15 protein-coding genes are annotated in these 18,320 nt (G+C 61.3%); 9 read left to right on the top strand and 6 right to left on the bottom strand.

Features of this window, described 5'->3' with window-relative positions; translation table 11 throughout:
* The first annotated feature begins 2 nt into the window (after positions 1-2).
* The 4 genes from HX868_RS25335 to HX868_RS25320 all read left to right on the top strand — a co-directional run bounded on the left by HX868_RS25335 (position 3) and on the right by HX868_RS25320 (position 5,407).
* Positions 3-1,769, top strand: a complete 1,767-nt coding sequence (locus HX868_RS25335; protein WP_177004857.1) for an ATP-binding protein — start codon at positions 3-5, stop codon at positions 1,767-1,769.
* Positions 1,763-3,088, top strand: a complete 1,326-nt coding sequence (locus HX868_RS25330) for a sigma-54-dependent transcriptional regulator (protein WP_177004747.1) — start codon at positions 1,763-1,765, stop codon at positions 3,086-3,088. The genes HX868_RS25335 and HX868_RS25330 overlap by 7 nt, the downstream gene beginning before the upstream one ends.
* Before the next feature lie 254 nt (positions 3,089-3,342).
* A complete protein-coding gene (locus HX868_RS25325) occupies positions 3,343-4,662 on the top strand; it encodes an MFS transporter (RefSeq protein ID WP_177004746.1) in 1,320 nt (439 codons plus the stop codon).
* 124 nt (positions 4,663-4,786) lie between these two features.
* Positions 4,787-5,407: a flavin reductase family protein gene (locus tag HX868_RS25320; RefSeq protein WP_177004745.1), complete on the top strand. Its 621-nt coding sequence runs from the start codon at positions 4,787-4,789 to the stop codon at positions 5,405-5,407.
* A gap of 99 nt (positions 5,408-5,506) precedes the next feature.
* On the opposite strand, the gene HX868_RS25315 is transcribed toward HX868_RS25320, so the two are convergent.
* Both HX868_RS25315 and HX868_RS25310 read right to left on the bottom strand, forming a co-directional pair.
* The gene (locus tag HX868_RS25315) at positions 5,507-5,752 is read right to left on the bottom strand and encodes a hypothetical protein (protein ID WP_177004744.1); all 246 of its coding nucleotides are present in this window, start codon (positions 5,750-5,752) and stop codon (positions 5,507-5,509) included.
* A gap of 42 nt (positions 5,753-5,794) precedes the next feature.
* A complete protein-coding gene (locus HX868_RS25310) occupies positions 5,795-6,136 on the bottom strand; it encodes an antibiotic biosynthesis monooxygenase family protein (protein ID WP_016975490.1) in 342 nt (113 codons plus the stop codon).
* Positions 6,137-6,464: 328 nt separating this feature from the next.
* Here HX868_RS25310 and HX868_RS25305 point away from each other — a divergent pair, with 328 nt between their 5' ends.
* Entirely contained in the window at positions 6,465-7,394 is a 930-nt protein-coding gene (locus tag HX868_RS25305) for an AraC family transcriptional regulator (protein WP_016975491.1), read from the top strand.
* A gap of 86 nt (positions 7,395-7,480) precedes the next feature.
* On the opposite strand, the gene HX868_RS25300 is transcribed toward HX868_RS25305, so the two are convergent.
* The 4 genes from HX868_RS25300 to edd all read right to left on the bottom strand — a co-directional run bounded on the left by HX868_RS25300 (position 7,481) and on the right by edd (position 12,580).
* A complete protein-coding gene (locus HX868_RS25300; protein ID WP_425504244.1) occupies positions 7,481-8,908 on the bottom strand; it encodes an ATP-binding protein in 1,428 nt (475 codons plus the stop codon).
* Between the two features lie 31 nt (positions 8,909-8,939).
* Complete coding sequence (locus HX868_RS25295; protein WP_015885655.1) at positions 8,940-9,674, bottom strand: response regulator; 735 nt, start codon at positions 9,672-9,674, stop codon at positions 8,940-8,942.
* Between the two features lie 123 nt (positions 9,675-9,797).
* Entirely contained in the window at positions 9,798-10,757 is a 960-nt protein-coding gene (locus HX868_RS25290; protein WP_095017464.1) for a glucokinase, read from the bottom strand.
* Entirely contained in the window at positions 10,754-12,580 is a 1,827-nt protein-coding gene (gene edd / locus HX868_RS25285) for a phosphogluconate dehydratase (RefSeq protein ID WP_177004742.1), read from the bottom strand. The genes HX868_RS25290 and edd overlap by 4 nt, the downstream gene beginning before the upstream one ends.
* A gap of 221 nt (positions 12,581-12,801) precedes the next feature.
* On the opposite strand from edd, the gene gap reads away from it, so the two are divergent.
* The 4 genes from gap to HX868_RS25265 all read left to right on the top strand — a co-directional run bounded on the left by gap (position 12,802) and on the right by HX868_RS25265 (position 18,230).
* Positions 12,802-13,803: a type I glyceraldehyde-3-phosphate dehydrogenase gene (gene gap, locus HX868_RS25280; RefSeq protein ID WP_016975496.1), complete on the top strand. Its 1,002-nt coding sequence runs from the start codon at positions 12,802-12,804 to the stop codon at positions 13,801-13,803.
* 185 nt (positions 13,804-13,988) lie between these two features.
* The gene (locus HX868_RS25275) at positions 13,989-14,507 is read left to right on the top strand and encodes an RNA polymerase sigma factor (RefSeq protein WP_016975497.1); all 519 of its coding nucleotides are present in this window, start codon (positions 13,989-13,991) and stop codon (positions 14,505-14,507) included.
* A 74-nt stretch (positions 14,508-14,581) separates the two neighbouring features.
* Entirely contained in the window at positions 14,582-15,550 is a 969-nt protein-coding gene (locus HX868_RS25270; protein ID WP_177004741.1) for a FecR domain-containing protein, read from the top strand.
* 115 nt (positions 15,551-15,665) lie between these two features.
* Positions 15,666-18,230 (top strand): TonB-dependent receptor, encoded by a 2,565-nt coding sequence (locus tag HX868_RS25265; RefSeq protein ID WP_177004740.1) that lies wholly within the window; start codon positions 15,666-15,668, stop codon positions 18,228-18,230.
* Positions 18,231-18,320 lie beyond the last annotated feature (90 nt).

Raw genomic sequence — 18,320 nt, 5'->3', positions numbered from 1 at the left:
GTATGATCGTGATCCCTCGCCCTCTACGCCTGACCTTCTATTCCCTGCTGATCATCGCCGGCGCGCTGCTGGCCGCCGCCTTGGCCACGCGCCATGCCGAACGCCAGGCCCTGGTGGACGACGCCGCCCGTGCCAATCAGCAGCTTGCGCTGTACGCCAACTCCCTGCACACCCTGATCGAACGCTACCGCGCCCTGCCCGCCGTGCTGGCGTTGGACTCGGAGATGATCAATGCCTTGAAGGGCCCGCTGGATACCGCGACCCAGGACCTACTCAACCGCAAGCTGGAGCGCATCAACGGCGCGGCGCAGTCCTCCACCCTGGAATTGATGGACCGCACGGGCTTGGCCGTGGCCGCCAGCAACTGGAACCTGCCCAGCAGTTATGTAGGTCACAACTACGCGTTTCGCCCCTATTTCAGCCAGACCTTGAGCCAGGGCACTGGGCGCTTTTACGCGGTGGGCGTGACCACCGGCATACCCGGTTACTTCCTTTCCAGCGCGGTGGTCGATGAACACGAACAGTTCCTCGGCGCGATGGTGGTCAAGCTTGAGTTCCCCGAACTTGAACGTGAGTGGGCCCAAGGCAATGACCTGCTGCTGGTCAGTGATGCACGCGGCATCGTGTTCATCGCCAACCAACCCGGCTGGCGTTATCGCAACCTGCGACCGTTGACGGCCAGCGACCTTGCCGAACTCAAGGCCACCCGCCAATACGACAAAAAACACCTGCAAGCGCTGGAAACCAGCACCCTGCAACGCTTCGACGAAAACAGCCACCTGATGCGCGTCAACGGCCCGGATGGCAGTTCCAACTACATCTGGGAATCCCTGCCGCTGAAGGCCGAAGGCTGGACCCTGCACCTGCTGCGCAAACCGCAGTTCGCGTTTGAAGATCAACGTAACGCTGGCCTGGCTGCCGCCGGCTCCTGGCTGGCGCTGGTGTTCCTGGTGCTGTTCCTGACCCAGCGCTGGCGTCTGGCCCGCTTGCGCCAGCGCAGTCGCGAAGAGCTTGAGCAACTGGTGGAAGAACGCACCCAGGCGCTGCGCACGGCCCAAGATGGCTTGGTGCAATCGGCCAAACTGGCGGCGCTGGGACAGATGTCCGCCGCCCTCGCCCACGAAATCAATCAGCCACTCACCGCCCAACGCATGCAGTTGGCCACATTGCGCCTGCTGCTGGATCACGGTCGTGTCGACGACGCCTACCAGGCGCTCACGCCACTGGACGACATGCTCACGCGCATGGCGGCCCTCACCGGCCACCTCAAGACCTTCGCACGCAAAAGCCCCAGCGGCTTGCGCGAACGCCTGGACCTGGCCACCGTGGTCGACCAGTCCCTGCACCTGCTCGATGCGCGCCTGCGCGATGAATCCATCGGCGTGGTGCTCGACCTGACCCGCCCCGCCTGGGTGCGCGGCGATGCAATCCGCCTGGAACAGGTTCTGATCAACCTGCTGCGTAACGCCCTAGACGCCATGGCCGACAAACCGCGCAAACGCCTGGAAATCCGCCTGCATGCCGACCAACAGTTGTGGCGGCTCACCGTCAGCGACAGCGGCGGCGGGATTGCCGAGGAACACCTGAACAGCGTGTTCGACCCGTTCTTCACCACCAAGCCTGTGGGTGATGGCCTCGGCTTGGGGCTGGCGGTGTCCTACGCTATCGTGCACGAACTGGGCGGGCGCCTGATCGCGAGCAATCGTGGCGACGGCGCGGTATTTACCCTGACCCTGCCTATCGCGCTGGAGACGCCCGACCTATGTTGAACGCGGTGATTGTGGTCGATGACGAAGCCAGCATCCGCACGGCTGTCGAGCAGTGGCTGAGCCTCTCGGGGTTTGAGGTGCAGTTGTTCAGCCGCGCCGAGGAATGCCTGGCGCAATTGCCCAAGGATTTCCCCGGCGTGATCCTCAGCGATGTGCGCATGCCCGGACTCAGCGGTCTCGAACTGCTGGCCGAAGTACAGCGCCGCGATGCCGATTTACCGGTCATCCTGCTCACCGGCCACGGCGATGTGCCGATGGCGGTGGAAGCGATGCGCGACGGTGCCTACGACTTCCTGGAAAAACCCTTCAGCCCCGATGCCCTGCTCAACAGCCTGCGCCGTGCCCTGGACAAACGCGGGCTGATCCTGGAGAACCGTCGCCTGCATCAACAGGCCGATCATCGCGCACAGTTGGAATCCACCCTGCTCGGCGTGTCCCGGGGTTTGCAGACCTTGCGCCGCCAGGTGCTGGACCTGGCGAGCCTGCCGGTCAACGTGCTGATCCGTGGCGAGACCGGCAGCGGCAAGGAAATGGTCGCCCGTTGCCTGCATGATTTTGGCCCACGGTCGAAGAAACCCTTTGTCGCGCTCAATTGCGCCGCCATCCCCGAGCAGTTGTTTGAAGCCGAACTGTTCGGCCACGAAAGCGGTGCCTTTACTGGCGCCCAGGGCAAGCGCATCGGCAAACTGGAATATGCCCACGGTGGCACGCTGTTCCTCGATGAAATCGAAAGCATGCCGCTGGCCCAGCAGGTGAAACTGCTGCGCGTGTTGCAGGAACAGAAGCTTGAGCGATTGGGCTCCAACCAAAGTATCCATGTGGACCTGCGCATCATCGCCGCGACCAAGCCGGACCTGTTGGACGAGGCCCGCGCCGGGCGCTTTCGTGAAGACCTGGCCTACCGCTTGAACGTCGCACAATTGCGCCTGCTGCCCTTGCGTGAGCGCCGCGAAGATATCCCGCTGCTGTTCGACCACTTTGCACAGAGTGCCGCCGAGCGCCTGGGCCGCAGCGTCGAGCCCCTGAGCGGTGCGCAACTGGGGCGCTTGCTCAGCCACGACTGGCCGGGCAATGTGCGCGAACTGGCCAACGTCGCCGAACGTCAGGTATTGGGCCTTGGCGAACCGGAACCCGAAGGCATCGAGGCCGGGCAGTCCCTGGCGGCGCAGCAGGAGGCCTTCGAAGCCCACTGCCTGAAAGCCGCGTTGACCCGGCACAAGGGCGACATCAAGGCAGTGCTGGCCGAACTGCAACTACCACGGCGTACCTTCAACGAAAAGATGCAGCGCCACGGGTTGGTGCGGGACACCTTCCTGTAGGCGCTGGCTTGCCAGCGATGGCGTACTTGAGGATGCCATCGCTGGCAAGCCAGCTCCTACAAAGGGCAGTGCGCGCCCGCGTTAATAAGCGGATTTCCGCTCATCCGTTAAAAATCATAAGCGGCTTTCCGCTCAAAATAATCCTCTAACCCCTCTATTCCGGGCCTTCATCCACCTGGCACAGCTCCTGCTATAGCTCAAGCCAGGCTGCGCACGCGCCGCTCCATAAAAACAACTAGATGAAGGATCCTTCAATGGATAACTCCAACGCCCTGCCTCTGGGGTCGGCGGCCGCGCCGACGAAAGAGCGCACTACCTCCAGCCGCATCAAATCGATTTTCAGTGGTTCCGTCGGCAACATGGTCGAGTGGTACGACTGGTACGTCTACGCCGCCTTCTCGTTGTACTTCGCCAAGACCTTCTTCCCGAAAGGCGACACCACCGCCCAACTGCTCAACACCGCCGCGATCTTCGCCGTTGGCTTCCTGATGCGCCCGATCGGTGGCTGGCTGATGGGCCTGTATGCCGACAAAGTCGGGCGTAAAAAAGCCCTGATGGCCTCGGTCTACCTGATGTGCTTCGGCTCGCTGCTGATTGCCCTGAGCCCAGGCTATGAAATGATTGGGATCGGCGCGCCCATCCTGCTGGTGTTTGCCCGTTTGCTGCAGGGGTTGTCGGTCGGCGGCGAATACGGCACTTCCGCCACCTACCTCAGCGAGATGGCCACCAAGGAACGCCGTGGGTTCTACTCCAGCTTCCAGTACGTAACCCTGATCTCCGGCCAGCTCATCGCGCTGGGCGTGCTGATCGTGCTGCAACAACTGCTGACCACCGAGCAACTGTATGCGTGGGGCTGGCGTATCCCGTTCGCCATCGGCGCGCTGTGTGCAGTCGTCGCGCTGTACCTGCGTCGTGGCATGGAAGAAACCGAGTCGTTCACCAAGAAGGAAAAAGCCAAGGAAAGCGCGATGCGCACCTTGATGCGCCACCCCAAGGAACTGCTGACCGTGGTCGGCCTGACCATGGGCGGCACCTTGGCCTTCTACACCTACACCACCTACATGCAGAAATACCTGGTGAACACCGTCGGCATGAGCATTTCCGACTCCACCACCATCTCGGCGGCGACGCTGTTCTTGTTCATGTGCCTGCAACCCATCGTCGGTGGGTTGTCGGATAAAGTTGGACGTCGCCCGATCCTGATCGCCTTCGGCATCCTCGGCACGCTGTTCACCGTGCCGATCCTCACCACCCTGCACACCATCCAGAGCTGGTGGGGCGCGTTCTTCCTGATCATGGCGGCGCTGATCATCGTCAGCGGCTACACCTCGATCAACGCCGTGGTGAAGGCCGAGCTGTTCCCTACCGAAATCCGCGCCCTGGGTGTAGGCCTGCCGTACGCCCTGACCGTATCGATCTTCGGCGGCACCGCTGAATACATCGCGCTGTGGTTCAAGAGCATCGGCATGGAAACCGGTTACTACTGGTATGTGACCGCGTGTATCGCGGTGTCTCTGGTGGTCTATGTGACCATGAAGGACACTCGCAAGCACTCGCGCATTACCACGGACTAACGTTTCACCTGCAATGCAAAAGGGGCTGTGTCAGCAGATGACACAGCCCTTTTTTGTTTTGAAAACCACCAACTGTGCAGTGCACTATGACCGCCTCCCAGAACTGCGCACCAGGAACCCCGGCATGTCCGACGATATCCATTTCTACGAACCCGCCAACGGCCACGGCCTGCCCCATGACCCGTTCAATGCCATCGTCGGCCCTCGGCCCATTGGCTGGATTTCGTCCCACGACAGTCAAGGCCGCCTGAACCTGGCGCCCTACAGCTTCTTCAACGCGTTCAACTACATTCCGCCGATCATCGGGTTTTCCAGTGTCGGGCGTAAAGACAGCCTGAACAACATCGAACAGACCGGCGAGTTTGTGTGGAACCTGGCGACCCGCCCGCTGGCCGAGCAGATGAACCAGAGTTGCGCCCCGGTTTCACCCGAGGTGAATGAGTTCGAATTGTCCGGCCTGACGCCGGTCGCTTCGAAGATCGTGGGCGTGCCACGAGTGGGCGAGAGCCCGGTGTCGTTCGAGTGCAAGGTCACGCAGATCATCCAGCTTCAGCGCGCCGACAAGGCATTGGTACCTAGCTGGCTGGTGCTGGGCGAGGTGGTCGCGGTGCACATTGCCAAGTGGCTGCTCAAGGACGGTATTTACGACACCGCCGCCGCCGAGCCGATACTGCGCGGTGGCGGCCCGGCGGATTACTTCCAGTTGGGCCCTGAGGCCCTGTTCAAGATGCATCGACCGAAATAAACCCTGTAGGAGCGAGCTTGCTCGCGAAGGGCGTCAACAATAACGCGGGCTATCAGGCGATACGCGGTGCGCTTGGATTTTTCGCGAGCAAGCTCGCTCCTACAGGACGGCGGGAGCCCAGTTCAGCACGCCTTCTTCATCGACATCGACCAACCGCTCAAGCTGCAGCGTGGCCGCATCGTCGGCGTCGGAGGCGGTTTTGAACGTTTGTCCATCAAGGATCTTGTGAAACCGGGGTGCGCCCATGCCATCCAGTGCCTTGACGGCGACGGCGGCGCTGTAGCCACCCTCCCCCGGTACTACGGCGGAAACGGCTTCGTGGTGGGCAAATTGTTTACGTGCCATGTTGCAGGTCCTGGCCAATGGAAAAGTTGGCCATTCTAACCCTCAACCGGCCAGTTGCAGGTACTCGCCGTAGGCGTGTGCAGCGGATGCGTCAGTAAAGGTCTGGAAGTCCATGCTGCGGACCACCATGTCGTTCAACAGCTCGGTAAAGATCATCAGGGCCGGAGAGTTGAAGTAGGCGCTCATCGCCTGCTCGCTGCTCCAGAAACCCGAGACCAGCCACACATCGGGATCGACCTGGGAATGCTGCAACGAGAATTGCAGGCAACCCTGAGCCTGACGGCCCGGTTCGATCAAACTGCTCAAGCGTGCACCGAGTTCGGTGCTGCACCCGGTGCGGGCGCGGATAAAGGCCATATGGCTCGCGGGAATGGGGGTGGACATGTTCGACTCTCCCGTTGAGAAGTGATGCTCGGCAAGCACTGTGAGGGCGTGTTGCCACAGGATCAAAGATAACGGCGCGAATGCGAACGCGGTTAGTCAATTCCTGTCGGCTTATTGCACAATCCTGCGAGAAGCGTAGAGAGGACGTCTGGCGCCGCCGTTTTATTCCAGGGGGCAACGCCTTGTTTCAGGGAGATGACAGGCCCCGCGATTGCCTGATTCACGATGCGTCGCAGGATCAGGCAAGGATTGTGCAGAATCGACGTAACACTTTTTGAAAAGCCGCCGCTAAGCTGAGCCCATCGAAGTAGCCAGTAGAGGACGCTCCATGTCGTCGCCCGAACATAAAGCCATCCCCCTCGATGCCGAGATGGAAAAACAGCGCGCCGAACTGGCCAGCATCGTGCACCGGCATACCTGGGAGGACGGCTCCTACGGCACCGCCATCACCACCTTGTTCCTGAACCGCCACAACACGCCGCGCGACTTCATGCCGGTGTTGGTGGAGCCCGCCCTGTGCATCCTGGCCAGCGGCAGCAAGGAAGTGCGCCTGGCCGACGAGATCTTTGCCTACGACCCACTCAACTACCTGGTGTTCTCGGTGGCGATGCCGGTGGCCGGGCGGATCATCGAGGCTACGCCGGAAGATCCGAACCTGTCGGTGCGCATCAATATCGACCCGGCGCAGCTGACGGCCTTGATCGCAGAAGCAGGCCCGATGGGCGTGCCCTCGCGTCCGACCTCCCGTGGAATGTATGTCGACCGCATCGACGGCCAACTGCTCGACGCCGTGCTGCGCCTGGCGCGTCTGCTGGACTCGCCCAAAGACATCGCGATGCTCGCGCCGCTGATCAACCGGGAAATACTTTATCGCCTGCTGCGCGGCCCGCAGGGTTATCGGTTGTATGAAATTGCCGTGGCCAACAGTCAGAGCCATCGGGTCAGCCAGGCGATCAAATGGTTGAACGGCAACTACGAGCAACCGCTGCGCATCGACGACCTGGCCAAGGAAGTGAACCTGAGCGTCTCGACCTTGCACCACCGCTTCAAGGCGATCACCGCCATGAGCCCGTTGCAGTATCAGAAGCAACTGCGCTTGCAGGAAGCGCGGCGGTTGATGATCGCCGAAGGGTTGGAAGCGTCGGCGGCCGGGTATCGCGTGGGGTATGAAAGCCCGTCGCAGTTCAGTCGGGAATACAGCCGGTTGTTTGGCGCCCCGCCCCTGAGAGATCTGGCCAGACTGCGCCAAAGCATCTGACTCCCTTGTAGGAGCCCGGCTTGCCGGCGATGGCGCCCTTTAGATCGCCATCGCCGGCAAGCCGGGCTCCTACAAGGAAGTCGTGTTTAATCCAGGGTTCGGGGTAGCTGCAGGGTGACTCGCAACCCTCCCTCGCGCAAATTTTGCAAACTCACTTCCCCGCCATGGCTATGGGCAATGTTGCGCGCAATCCCCAGCCCCAGCCCGTAGCCCTGTTGCTGCCCGGCCAAGCGGAAGTGCGGTTCGAAGACTTGCTCCAGGCGTTGCTCGGGCACACCGGGACCTTCGTCATCCACATGCAGGATAAATTCCACGCCATCGTCTTCGATGCGCAGATGGGCGTTCTGCCCGTACTTCAATGCGTTGTCGATCAGGTTGCCGATGCAACGCTTGAGCGCCAGCGGCTTGCCCGGATACGTCGTCAACGCCCGCCCATGCTGGGTCACGCGGCCATTGCCATTCGGCGCCAGGTACGGCTCCACCAGGCAATCGAGCACATGGTTCAAGTCGACCGGTTCGATGTTTTCGTGGATGTCCGTATCTTTCACGCATTGCAGCGCGCCCTTCACCAACAATTCCAGCTCATCCAGGTCGCTGCCGAACTTGGTTTGCAGGTTCTCGTCTTCCAGCAATTCCACGCGCAGGCGCAGGCGGGTGATCGGTGTGCGCAAGTCGTGGGAAATCGCGCTGAACAACTGGCTGCGCTCGGTCAGGTAACGGCTGATGCGCTCGCGCATGGCATTGAACGCACGGCCCACTTCCACCACTTCGCTGCCGCCACCTTCGGCCACCGGCTCTACGTCGGCGCCCAGGGACATGTCCCGCGCCGCCCGCGCCAAGCGCTTGAGAGGGCGACTTTGCCAGTGCACCAGCAGACCGATGAACAGCAACAGGAAACCGCTGGTCAGCACGATAAACCACACCTGCTGGGACGGCAGGCCTTGTTCTTCCAGACTGGTGTAGGGCTCGGGTAGTAGCGAGGCGATGTACAGCCATTCGCCGGGCGCGAGCTGGATTTGAGTGACCAGCACCGGCGGGTTTACCGGTTCCAGGGTCAACGCGTAGTGGGCCCATGAACGCGGCAATTCATCGAGTTTCAAGCCGGCATTGAAGATGCGCAGGTCTTCGGCGCTGACGAACTCCACCGAGATATGCACATCGGCGCCGAGGGTTTGTTTCAGCACTTCATCGACCGCTTCGAGCACCGCTTGTTTGCGCGGGGTCTGCGGCAGGATGGCCATGTCCAAGGGGCGATCATTGAGGGTCACGACGAAACGCGTGCCGCCCATGCTGCGCAATTGATCGAGGACCAATGGGCGATAGGCCACCGGCAACGAACGGAAATAACTCACGCTGGCGGTCATCGAATGCGCCAGGCTGCGGGCGCTGGTGACCAGGCCTTCGAGCTGGGTGGCGCGCAGCTGCGAGACCCAGATCACGCTGGACAGCGCCTGGGCAAACAACACTGCCAGCAGCGTCAGCAGCAGCATGCGCCCCAGCAACGAACGTGGCACCGGAAAGCGGCGGCGACGCTCAGTCAGATGTTCAGTGGGCATTGCCGGCAACCACGCTGGCTGCCAGTTGATAACCGCTGCCGCGCACCGTGCGGATCAGCCTCGGGGGTTTTTCAGTGTCGCGCAGGCGTTGGCGCAGACGGCTGACGGCCATATCGACGATACGGTCCAACGGCATCAGGTCACGGCCACGGGTGGCGTTGCCGATGGTGTCGCGGTCGAGGATCTGTTGCGGATGATCGAGGAACAATTTGAGCAGGGCGAAATCGGCACCGGAGAGGATCACTTCTTCGCCATCCACATGGAACAAGCGGTGGCTGATCATGTCCAGGCGCCATTCATCGAACACCAACACGTCGCCACCACTGCTGCGTTCCTGGCCAAACTGGCAGCGACGCAACAGGGCCTTGATCCGCGCCTGCAACTCGCGGGGGCTGAACGGCTTGCCGATGTAGTCGTCGGCGCCCAGCTCCAGGCCGATCACGCGGTCGGCCTCGTCGGAGCTGGCGGTGAGCATGATGATCGGCACCTGCGCCTGGCGCGGGTGCTGGCGGATCCAGCGACAAAGGCTGAAGCCGTCTTCGTCCGGCAACATCACATCGAGGATGACCAGGTCGCACGGCGCCTCGTTCATCGCCTGGCGGAACCCCGCGCCATCCGGCACGCCACGCACCTGGAAACCGGCGCGACTGAGGTAGGTCTGCAGCAATTCGCGGATTTCCTGGTCGTCGTCGACGAGGAGAATCGATTTACTGATTACGCTCACGGGGTCCTCCTTGTTGTTATGGCCAATCTGTAGGAGCGAGCTTGCTCGCGAAAATCCTGAAGCTGCTGCGTATCACCTGATGCGCTGCATTATCGTTAACGTTCTTCGCGAGCAAGCTCGCTCCTACATGGCAAAGGCCTGTTCGAGCGCGACGCCAGCCCCGGTCAACCCGGAATACGGCGCGGTCACCAACCACACCGGAATACCCTTGAAGTAGTCGCTCATGCAGCCTTTGTCGGCGAAACTCTTGGCAAAGCCGCTGTTGATAAAGAAGTCGGCAAACCTCGGTATCACCCCTCCCACGATGTACACGCCACCGCGTCCACCGGTGGTCAGTACATTGTTGCCGGCAACGCGGCCCAGCCAGATGCTGAACTGGTCCAATACTTCCATCGCCACCGGGTCGCCGGCCAGGCCTGCGGCCGTAATGGCCTCGGGGGTTTCCAGTACCGGCGTGTGGCCGTCGACCGCGCAAATGGCACGGTACAGACGCGGCAAGCCGCCACCGCTCAAGGCGGTTTCGGCGCTGACGTGGCCGATCTCAGTGTAGATGTGCTGCCACAGCTGGGTTTCACGCGGGCTGCTGAGGGGCAGGTCGACATGCCCGCCCTCCCCCGGCAACGCCGCAAAACGTCCAGCGCCGAGGTCCAGCAGTGTCCCGACACCCAGGCCAGTGCCAGGGCCAATCACCACCGCCGGGCGCAATGGCTCCGGCGTACCCTCGCAGACCACGCGGAATTCGTCGGGCTTGAGGCGGGTCATGCCCAGGGCCATGGCCGAGAAGTCATTGACCAGCAGCAGTTCATCGACCTGCAACGTCTTGCAAAACGCAGTCTTGCTCAGGCGCCAGTGATTGTTGGTGAATTTAAATTCATCACCGCTCACCGGCCCGGCCACCGACAGGCACACCGCGCCGATGTCGCCGATTTGCAGGCCTTCCTCTTTGAGGTAAACCTTGATCGCGTCTTCAGGGCTGGAGTGATCCGCCGTGGCATGCACGCGGATCGAATGCAGTTCCTGATCGCGCCACAACGCAAAACGGGCGTTGGTGCCCCCGATATCACCGACCAGCGCAAGCTTCACTTAAGCGTCTCCAAGGCAGAGGTAAAGGCGCTGGCGCCCTGCTCTGCGGAGCTTGCGGCCAAGCGCATAAATGCAAACAGCTCGCGACCGGCCCCCACGTTATTGCCCAACAGGCCCGTGGCAGGCGCGCGCGCTGCAAATTCGTCGGCGTCCACGTTAAGCTCCAAGGTGCCCTTCACGCCATCCACGCGAATGATATCGCCATCGCGTACCCGCGCCAGTGGCCCGCCGCTCTGGGCTTCGGGGTTGACGTGAATCGCGGCGGGGATCTTACCCGACGCGCCGGACATACGCCCGTCTGTTACCAGTGCGACCTTGAAGCCACGGTCCTGCAACACGCCGAGGAACGGCGTCATCTTGTGCAATTCGGGCATGCCATTGGAGCGCGGGCCCTGGAAGCGCATGACGGCCACGAAGTCTTTTTCCAACTGACCGGCCTTGAACGCGTCTGCCAGGTCTTGCTGGTCCTGGAACACCACCGCCGGTGCTTCAACAATCTGGTGCTCCGGCGCCACGGCCGAGACTTTCATCACGCCGCGACCGAGGTTGCCTTCCATCACGCGCAAGCCGCCTTCCGGCGAGAACGCACGAGCGACGGGGCGCAGGATGCTTTCGTCGAGGCTTTCGATGGGGCCGTCGCGCCAGATCAGTTCGCCGTCGACCAGGAAGGGTTCCTGGGTGTAGCGGCTCAGGCCCTTGCCGGCCACGGTGTTGACGTCTTCGTGGAGCAGGCCGGCTTCCAGCAGTTCGCGGATCAGGAACGACATGCCGCCCGCCGCCTGGAAGTGGTTGATGTCGGCCTTGCCGTTTGGATACACGTGGGACAGGGTCGGCACCACCTCGGAGAGGTCAGCCATGTCGTCCCAGGTGAGGATGATGCCCGCCGACATCGCGATCGCCGGCATGTGCAGGGTGTGGTTGGTCGAACCGCCGGTGGCGTTGAGGGCGATGATGGAGTTGACGATGGATTTCTCGTCGACGATCTCGCCGATCGGCATGAAGCTGCCGTTGGCCTTGGTCAGGCGGGTGACCTGGTGCGCGGCTTCACGGGTCAGCGCATCGCGCAGCGGCGTGTACGGGTTGACGAACGAGGCGCCCGGCAGGTGCAGGCCCATCACTTCCATCAGCAACTGGTTGGTGTTGGCGGTGCCGTAGAAGGTGCAGGTGCCGGGGCTGTGGTAGGACTTCATCTCCGATTCCAGCAGCTCTTCGCGGGTGGCCTTGCCTTCGGCGTAGCGCTGGCGCACGTCGGCTTTCTGCTTGTTGGAGATGCCCGACGGCATCGGGCCGCCCGGCACGAAGATCATCGGCAGGTGGCCGTAGCGCAGCGCGCCCATCATCAGGCCGGGGACGATTTTGTCGCAAATGCCCAGCATCAGCGCGGCATCGAACATGTTGTGGGACAGCGCTACCGCCGTGGACATGGCAATGACTTCACGGCTGAGCAGGCTCAGCTCCATGCCAGGCTCGCCCTGGGTCACGCCGTCGCACATCGCAGGGGTGCCGCCAGCGAACTGGCCGACCGAGCCGACTTCGCGCAGGGCCTTCTTGATCTGTTCAGGGAAATGTTCGTACGGCTGGTGCGCCGAGAGCATGTCGTTATATGACGAAACAATTGCCACGTTGGCGGCATTCATCATGCGCAGACTATTTTTATCTTCAGTGCCGCAACCGGCCACGCCGTGGGCGAAGTTGGCGCATTGCAGCTTGCCGCGCATCGGACCGTCGATGGCTGCACCGCGAATGAGCGCAAGGTAAGCCTCGCGGGTGGCGCGGCTACGGGCGATAAGCCGTTCGGTGACCTCAAGAACGCGGGGATGCATGTGTAGAACTCCAGGCTAACGGATGTGGCGACCTGAGTGTCTATGCTGATCAAACGCCCGCAGCGCATGGGATGGCAGGGAGTCGTTTGGATCATCGGACCAGTTGATTCAGGTCACTCGTTGTAGATTGAACAAAATATTGCCACTAAAAAGGCTTGTTTTCTATTTTTATGCGAATAATCTTGTAATTCTTACAACAAATCGACGACAGGCACTCTCCAATGACTCTTCGTATCGCAATCAATGGTTTTGGCCGTATCGGCCGTAATGTCCTGCGCGCACTGTATACCCAAGGCTACCGCCAGGATTTGCAGATCGTCGCCATCAACGATCTGGGCGACAGTTCGATCAATGCCCACCTGCTCAAATACGACACCGTGCATGGCACTTTCGAAGCAGAGGTCGCCCACGATCAGGAAAGCCTGACCGTCAACGGTGACCGGATTGCCGTCAGTGCCATTCGCAACCCAGCCGACCTGCCGTGGGCTGCGCACAAGATCGACGTGGTGTTTGAATGCACCGGCCTGTTCACTGACCGTGACAAGGCGGCTGCCCATATTACCGCTGGCGCGCGCAAGGTGATCATTTCCGCACCGGCCAAGGGCGCGGACGCTACCGTGGTCTACGGCGTGAACCATGACATTCTGCGCCAATCCCACCAGATCATCTCCAACGCCTCGTGCACCACCAACTGCCTGGCGCCTGTGGCTCAGGTGCTGCACCGCGAGTTGGGCATCGAAAGTGGCCTGATGACCACGATCCACGCCTACACCAACGACCAGAACCTGACCGACGTCTACCACACCGACCCGTACCGCGCGCGTTCGGCCACCCAGAACATGATCCCGAGCAAGACCGGCGCCGCTGAAGCCGTCGGCCTGGTGCTGCCGGAACTGGCGGGCAAGCTTACCGGCATGGCGGTGCGTGTACCGGTGATCAACGTGTCGCTGGTGGACCTCACCGTGCAGTTGAAGAAAGAAGCCACTGCCGAACAGGTCAACGCGCTGCTCAAGGATGCCAGCCAGCATTCGAAGATTCTGGGTTACAACACCTTGCCGTTGGTTTCCAGCGACTTCAACCACAACCCGCTGTCGTCGATCTTCGATGCCAATCACACCAAAGTCAGTGGCAAGTTGCTGAAAGTGCTGGCTTGGTATGACAACGAGTGGGGCTTCTCCAACCGTATGCTGGATAACTGCCTGGCGCTCTGCAACGCCGAATAATCCCCGACCTCCTGTAGGAACGAGCTTGCTCGCGAAAAAACGCAAAGACACCGCGTTAACCCAGGACGTCAGCGTTATCGTTGACGACCTTCGCGAGCAAGCTCGCTCCTACAGTTAAACGTGCCACTTGCCATTTGCGCTGATGATAAGCATTATCATTAACTGCAAACCGGTCTGGTATCACTGTGAGCCAATCTCGCTTCAACCACGTCTTTCTCACCCAACGGGTGATTCTGCTTCGCACCTTGCAGCGGATGGTGAATAACCACAGCACCGCCGAGGACCTGTTGCAGGAAACCTACCTGCGCGTCACTCGGGCCCTGAGCGAGCGGCCGATCGATCACCTTGAACCTTTCGTGTATCAGACGGCGCGCAACCTGGCGCTGGATCACTTGCGTGCGCGCAGGATCCAGGCCCGCACGCTGCAGGAAGATGTTCCGCTGGATGTCCTGCAAAGCGTCGCTGCCCCCATCAGCACACCCGAAGATGCCACCCAGGCCGAGCAAATGCTTGAAGCCCTGAGCGTCAGCCTGGGCCAGTTGAGCGCCCGCCAACAGCAGATCTTCATCCTCAGTCGCCTGCATGGTTGCAGCTACCAGGAGATCGCCGACCAGTTGGAAGTGTCCTTGAGCACCGTGCAAAAGGAACTCAAATTGATTATGGCCATCTGCGTAGGTGTGGCCGAACGGCTGGATCGGCCTTAAGCTTCACGCGAAAGAAGCGTCGAACCAAGCTGTAGGAAAGTTGAATAGAACGTGGCGAAGACCCGAGGAACACCGTGACGGACCCGAATAAACTGCGCCCCCATGAGCTGGCTCATGAGGTGTTGCAAGACACGGCTATGGACCAAGCCCTCGACTGGCTGATCGCCTTGCAGTGCCCGCAGCCCGGGCAGCAAGCCGAATTCGAAGCCTGGCTGGCCAGCGATCCCGCCCACGTCCACGCCTTCGCCAAGGCCCAGGCCGCCTGGGGGGGCGCGCCGGTGCACAGTGCCGCCGTCGCACTGGCCGTACCGCGCAAGCCCAGCGCCTGGCGTCGCATCAAACCGCATTGGAAACCGCTGGCTACCGCCGCCGTGCTGCTGATCGGCCTGTTCAGCTTCAGCAACCTGCCGGTACGCCTGCAGGCCGACCACCTCACCGTGGTGGGCGAACGCCAGCGCCTGCAACTGGACGATGGCTCCAAGGTTTTGCTCAACACCAACTCAGCGTTTTCCAGCAGCATCAAGGACCACCAGCGCATCGCCCGCCTGTACCAGGGCGAGGCGTTTTTCGAAATCGTGCCCAGCCATGGCCTACCCCTGGAAATCGACGCCGGCCCCGTGCGCGCCAGCGTACGCGACACCGCTTTTGCCGTGCGTTACCTGAATGGCGAAGCCCAGGTGCAAGTGCAGCGCGGTGATGTGGACCTGAGCAACACTTTCGATGATGCCCGCGTGCGCCTGCGCGCCGGGGAAAGTATCCGCATCGGGCCCAAGGGCTTTGGCCAGCCGGCCAAGTTGGACGCCAACAAGGATTTGGCCTGGGTGCAAGGCCGGCTGATCTTCGAAAACTGCCCGATGAGCGAAGTGCTCGCCGAGCTGCGTCGCTATTACCCTGGCTGGATCGTCAACACCAATGACCAACTGGCCAGCGTCGCTGTCACCGGCAATTATCGCCTCGACCAGCCTCTGGACGTGGTGCGCTCCCTGGCCCACATCACCTCGGCCAAGCTCTCGGAATACCCGGCGCTGGTGATCTTGAACTAAATGAGAATTATTTTTACTCGATAGCTGTAGGTGGTACGTCTCGTCTTAGCCAATGCAACTGATTCCTATTTGTTTCGGTTCGCAACTATAAGATTCGTACCCCGGAGCGCTCTCGATGTCCTCTCGTTTCAACCGCCGGTCCTCTTCGCCCGTCCTGTCCTTGCTGACCGCGGCCATCCTGCTGGCCGGTGCGCCGGTGATGACCGCCACCGCCGCCGAACCTGCTGCACGCAACCACGGCAACTACAACTTCAGCATCGAGCAGCAGTCGCTGGTCTCGGCCCTCAACGCCTTTACCGCGGTGACCGGCTGGCAAGTCGGCCTGCCCGCAGAATTGGGCCAGGGTGTGTCGTCCCCTGGCGTGCGCGGCCCGTTGCCGCCGGAAAAAGCCCTGGACCGGCTGTTGGTGGGGACCAACCTGAGCTATCGCAAACTGGGCAGCAACAATATCGTCCTGGAAAAACGCGCAGCGGGCAGCACCCTCAACCTGCAACAGGTGACCATCAGCGCCACCCGCAATGAGCAGGACGTGAGCAGCGTACCGAGCACCGTCAGCGTGCACGAACGCGAAGAGCTGGACCGCCAGAACGTGAATACCATCCGCGAACTGGTGCGTTATGAGCCCAACGTCTCGGTAGGCGGTGCCGGTGGCCGCTCGAGCAATTCGGGCTACAACATTCGTGGCATCGACGGCGACCGCATCCTCACCCAGGTGGATGGCGTGGAAGTGCCGGACAACTTCTTCAACGGTCCTTACGCCAAGACCCGTCGCAACTACGTCGACCCGGAAATCGTCAAGCGCGTCGAGATTCTGCGCGGCCCAGCCTCGGCCCTGTACGGCAGCAGCGCCATCGGCGGTGCGGTGAGTTACTTCACCCTCGACCCGGACGACATCATCAAACCCGGCCAGGACGTCGGCGCCCGTCTCAAGACCGGCTACAGCTCCGCCGATGAAAGCTGGCTGACCTCCGGCACCGTCGCCGGGCGCGTGCAAGACTTCGACGGCTTGCTGCACCTGAGCCAGCGCAACGGCCATGAGATGGAATCCTATGATGGCAACAACGCCACGGGCCTGACGCGTACCGGTGCCAACCCCGAGGATGCGCGCACAACCAATGTGCTGGCCAAACTGGGTTGGAATTATGGCGATGACAACCGCCTTGGCCTGACTTACGAGAAGTTCAAGGACGATCGCGACGTCAACCTCAAAAATGCCGTGGGCGGCCCATTCACCGGCGGGCGTGGCTTCAACTTCTACCGTGCGCGGTCGGGCAACGACACCATCACCCGCGAGCGTTTCGGTATCGAAAACCGCTTTGCCCTGGACTCGCCGATTGCCGATCAGATCAAGACCAGCCTCAACTACCAGATCGCCAAGACCGACCAGACCACCGCCGAGATCTACCAGCCGTCGCGCCGTGTCTTGCGCACCCGCGAAACCCTTTACGAAGAAAAACAGTGGGTGTTCGACGCCCAGTTGGACAAGGCCTTCAGCCTGGGTGAAACCGATCACCAACTGACCTATGGCACCACCCTCAAGCAACAGAAAGTCACCGGCTCCCGTGAAGGCGCAGCCAGTTGCCTGGCTGTTGGCGGTGGCTGCACGGCCATCGGCGCGCCCAGTCCGATTGCCAGCGACAGCGTAAAGAAGGCCAGTGACTTCCCGGACCCGACCATCAACACCTACTCGTTGTTCGCACAGGACCAGATCACTTGGGACAAATGGACCTTCCTGCCCGCCGTGCGTTACGACTACACCCAACTCAAACCCAAGTTGACTGAAGAGTTCCTCAACACTGTCGACCCGACGCGGATCTACGCCCACAGTGACAAGGAAAAAACCTGGCACCGTGTGACGCCCAAATTCGGTCTGACCTATGCACTGACGGATCACTACACCTGGTTTGGTCAATACGCTGAAGGCTTCCGCACCCCGTCTGCCAAAGCCTTATACGGCCGCTTTGAAAACCTGCAGCAGGGCTACACCGTCGAGCCCAACCCCGACCTCAAGCCGGAAAGCAGCAAGGGCGTGGAAACCGGGATTCGCGGCAATTTCGATTCCGGTTCGTTTGATATCGCCGTGTTCTACAACAAATACCGCGACTTCATCGACGAGGACGCCTCCGTCGCCGGTAGTACCTCACAGCAATTCGAAGCCAACAACATCAAGCACGCCACCATCAAGGGGATCGAAGCCAAAGGGCGCCTGAACCTCGATGCATTCGGCGCACCGCAAGGCCTGTACACCCAGGGTTCGGTTGGCTACACCTATGGCCGCAACGATGATAATGGCGAGGCGCTCAACAGCGTCAACCCGCTCAAGGGCGTATTCGGTTTGGGCTACGACCAGGACAACTACGGCGGCCTTTTGAGCTGGACCCTGGTGAAAAAGCAGAACCGCGTCGACAGCACCACTTTTCACGCGCCTGACGGCAGCACCACTGGCCCCTTCAAGACCCCAGGCTTCGGCATCGTCGACCTGACCGGTTTCTACAAAGTCACCAACGACGTAACCATCAATGGCGGCCTCTACAACCTGACCGACAAGAAGTACTGGAACTGGGACGACGTACGCAGCTACGACGGCGTCGGCGAAGCCGGTGTGACCTCCCCGGCCAACCTCGACCGACTGACCCAGCCGGGTCGCAACTTTGCGATCAACGTGATCTGGGACATTTGATCGCGACGTTTAATTGAAGCCCCCCACTCACCTCGTCGAAATTTCATCGACGAGGTGAGGATTTTTTACTGTGCCGCGTCTTCTTGTTCG

The sequence above is a fragment of the Pseudomonas reactans genome (assembly GCF_013385825.1).
Classification (GTDB): domain Bacteria; phylum Pseudomonadota; class Gammaproteobacteria; order Pseudomonadales; family Pseudomonadaceae; genus Aquipseudomonas; species Aquipseudomonas reactans.
Note: the sequence above shows the minus strand (reverse complement) of the source record. Positions and strands in the feature narration are given on the sequence as shown.

What these genes read in the sequence shown, in the direction of transcription:
- HX868_RS25330 (WP_177004747.1), top strand. Translation starts at nt 1,763, where the DNA reads ATGTTGAACGCGGTGATTGTGGTCGATGACGAAGCCAGCATCCGCACG.
- HX868_RS25335 (WP_177004857.1), top strand. Translation starts at nt 3, where the DNA reads ATGATCGTGATCCCTCGCCCTCTACGCCTGACCTTCTATTCCCTGCTG.
- HX868_RS25265 (WP_177004740.1), top strand. Translation starts at nt 15,666, where the DNA reads ATGTCCTCTCGTTTCAACCGCCGGTCCTCTTCGCCCGTCCTGTCCTTG.
- HX868_RS25315 (WP_177004744.1), bottom strand. Translation starts at nt 5,752, where the DNA reads ATGGCACGTAAACAATTTGCCCACCACGAAGCCGTTTCCGCCGTAGTA.
- gap (WP_016975496.1), top strand. Translation starts at nt 12,802, where the DNA reads ATGACTCTTCGTATCGCAATCAATGGTTTTGGCCGTATCGGCCGTAAT.
- HX868_RS25320 (WP_177004745.1), top strand. Translation starts at nt 4,787, where the DNA reads ATGTCCGACGATATCCATTTCTACGAACCCGCCAACGGCCACGGCCTG.
- HX868_RS25305 (WP_016975491.1), top strand. Translation starts at nt 6,465, where the DNA reads ATGTCGTCGCCCGAACATAAAGCCATCCCCCTCGATGCCGAGATGGAA.
- edd (WP_177004742.1), bottom strand. Translation starts at nt 12,580, where the DNA reads ATGCATCCCCGCGTTCTTGAGGTCACCGAACGGCTTATCGCCCGTAGC.
- HX868_RS25325 (WP_177004746.1), top strand. Translation starts at nt 3,343, where the DNA reads ATGGATAACTCCAACGCCCTGCCTCTGGGGTCGGCGGCCGCGCCGACG.
- HX868_RS25310 (WP_016975490.1), bottom strand. Translation starts at nt 6,136, where the DNA reads ATGTCCACCCCCATTCCCGCGAGCCATATGGCCTTTATCCGCGCCCGC.